Source organism: Cupriavidus basilensis, assembly GCF_029335485.1.
In the GTDB taxonomy this organism is placed as follows: Bacteria; Pseudomonadota; Gammaproteobacteria; order Burkholderiales; family Burkholderiaceae; genus Cupriavidus; species Cupriavidus basilensis_E.
This window is the reverse complement of sequence record NZ_JARJLM010000183.1, coordinates 1-2,685: the sequence shown is the minus strand read 5'-3', so window position 1 is coordinate 2,685 and position 2,685 is coordinate 1. Positions and strand designations below refer to the sequence as shown.

General features: G+C 65.5%; 2 protein-coding genes. Both read right to left on the bottom strand.

Annotated elements, in window-relative coordinates; translation table 11 throughout:
* Positions 1–27: 27 nt before the first annotated feature.
* Positions 28–693: a response regulator gene (locus tag P3W85_RS10900; protein ID WP_276264792.1), complete on the bottom strand. Its 666-nt coding sequence runs from the start codon at positions 691–693 to the stop codon at positions 28–30.
* A gap of 56 nt (positions 694–749) precedes the next feature.
* A complete protein-coding gene (locus P3W85_RS10895) occupies positions 750–2,663 on the bottom strand; it encodes a type IV pili methyl-accepting chemotaxis transducer N-terminal domain-containing protein (protein ID WP_035817935.1) in 1,914 nt (637 codons plus the stop codon).
* Positions 2,664–2,685 lie beyond the last annotated feature (22 nt).

The following is a 2,685-nucleotide window of genomic DNA, read 5'->3' as shown; positions in this document are numbered from 1 at the left end:
GTGAGGGCTGGCGACGCGATGGCCGGTTCAGCCGGGCGCGGTCAGCCCGCGCTCGACGGCGTAGACGGCGATCTGCACGCGGCTCGTCAGGTTGAGCTTCTTGAGGATATTCTGCACATGGATCTTGACGGTGCTTTCCGCCACGCCCAGCTCGCGCGCGATCTCCTTGTTGCTCTCGCCGCGCGTGAGGCCGCGCACGATCTCGTGTTCGCGCGAGGTAAGCCGGGGCTCGTCGCTCACGCTTGCCGCCGTTGCCACGGGAGGGTTGGTGGGCGCACGGAACTGCGCGACAAGCTTTGCCGTCATGCTGTGAGAGATGACCGCCTCTCCCGCCGCGGCGCGGCGGATGGCGCTGGTCAGGGTTTCCGCTTCGATATTCTTCAGCAGATAGCCCCGGGCGCCGCTGCGAAGCGCGGCCGCCAGTTCTTCGGCTTCCTCCGACACGGTGAGCATCACCACGACGCTGTCGGGCAGGTCTTCCACCAGTAGCTGCAGGGTTTCAAGCCCCGACAGGCCGGGCATGTTCAGGTCCAGCAGGATCACATCGGGCCGGTGCTGCTTGGCTCGCTTGACGCCCTCCACGCCATCGGACGCCTCGTCGACGATCTCGAAGTCGGTCTGGCGCGCCAGCAGGGCACGCACGCCCGAGCGAAACAGGGAGTGGTCGTCTATCAGGAGGATGCGGATGGTCATGATATTCACCTATAAAAGTATGCTGGCGAGCCCGTTCGGTGGCCGTGCCGTGTTCACTACCGCGGCAGGATGAGCTCGACCCGCGTGCCCGTGCCCCGCGCGGCCACGATCCGCAGGCTCGCCGACAGCCGGGCCGCCCGCTCGCGCATGATGTGCAATCCCACGTGGGATTGGTCGTCGCCCGCCGGCTCGGCAGGGTCGAAGCCGTCGCCATCGTCCTCCACGATCATGCTGAAGGTGCGTCCATTGCGCACGATGACGCTGGCGTACCCCGCACGCGCATGCTTTCGTACATTGGAAAGGGCCTCCTGCAGGATGAACAGCACCTGCAGTTGCTGCTCGGGCTGCAGGGGCGGCCCGCCCTGAGCGTCATTGAACACCAGGGCGAGCTCCGTGCTGCTCTGGCGCCGGAAGCGTGCCACGGTGTCTTCCACTGCCTGGCGCAACGCGCCATGCGCAAGCTTGCTGCGGAAGTTGAGCAGGAGTTCGCGCACATCCTGATAGCTTTCCTCCACACCGCAGCGCAATAGCGGCACGATGGTTCGGGTCTCGTCCATATCGTTGCGCGAGACGGCGTCTTCCAGCAACTGCACCTGCAGGTTCAGGTAGTTAAGCCCCTGGGCAATGCTGTCATGCAGGCCCTGGGCCACCAGGTTGCGCTCCTCCACCACCGCCAGCTGGCGCGCGGTCTCCGACAGGTGCAGGTGGTCCAGGGCTACGCCGATATGCTGTCCGAACGTCTCGAGCAGGCGGATGTCCGAAGCCGGCAGCTGCATGGGGTTGCGAAAGTGCAGGGAGAAGGTGCCCATCACCGCGCGCTGCGTCTCTATGCGAAACACCGCAAGCCCCGGGAAGCCTTCCCTGGCGCAGCCGAAACGCTCACCGGACGCTGGCCGGCCGGCCGAGAGCGCAGGGCCTTTGTTGAGATCTTCGATCAGCACGACCGTTTCGCTAGCCGCTTCGCCACAGAAACACGCATCCGCCTTCATGCAGTGCTCGGCCTCTTCCAGGTCCGCCGAGAGGCCGGCCGATACCAGCAGATGAAGCTGGTTGTGGTCTGCGTCGATCATGCGCACGCTGCCGCCGTCGGCATCGAACTGTTTCATCACGCGCTGCAGGAAGCCGCGGCAAAGCGCCTCACTGTCGTTTGGCATGTTGAGGAAGGCGGCCATGTCGTAGAGCGCCGCGAGATCGCGGTTGTGCCGCGCCAGCTCAGCGGTTTTCTGTGCCACGCGTGCTTCCAGATCCTGGTACAGCCCCTGCAGCTCGCCTGCCATCTGGTTAAAGCCTTTCGCCAGCATGCCGAATTCATCGCTGGTTTCCACCGGCAGCCGCAGCGAGAACTCCCGCGCGGCCATGCGGTGCAAACCGTCCTGCAAGCGTATGACCGGAAGGATGATCCAGATATAGAGCAGGTAGATGACGGCCACCGTGCCCATGCAGGCCATCGCCGCGAGCCCCGCCTGCGACAGGCGCAGCAAGGTGGTCTTCATGGCGTTTTCCTGCTCGATCATGCTGACCAGGCGATTGACCTGATCCACGAACGACGTCAGCGCCGACGGGTAGGAGGGAGACGTGCCGTTCGCGGCGGACAGGTCGGCGAGGGCGAGCGGCTTGATGCGCTGGTTCCAGTCACGGTCTACCCGGTCAAGCTGTGCGTGGATACCGGGGTCATCCGGCAGGAACAATGGGCGCGCCGGATCGCCCTGGCGCAGGCGTGCCAGGGTGGTATCCACTCCGGTGAGCTGGGCATCCAGTTGATGGCTCGCGCCGGCACGCGCCCTGGCGAGTTCGATGGCCACGCGATTGGCACGCATGCGCAGGCTGCCTGCATCGTTGATGGCGGCGCCCGCGCCTTCGAGTTGCCATGACAACCACAGCGTCCCGGAGATCATGGTCAGCACGATCAGGAGCGCGCCCAGCGAGAGCGAGACGATCCGCGTCGACAGGCGGTGGCGCAAACCTGGCAACTCTGCCTGGCTACGCGGCGGG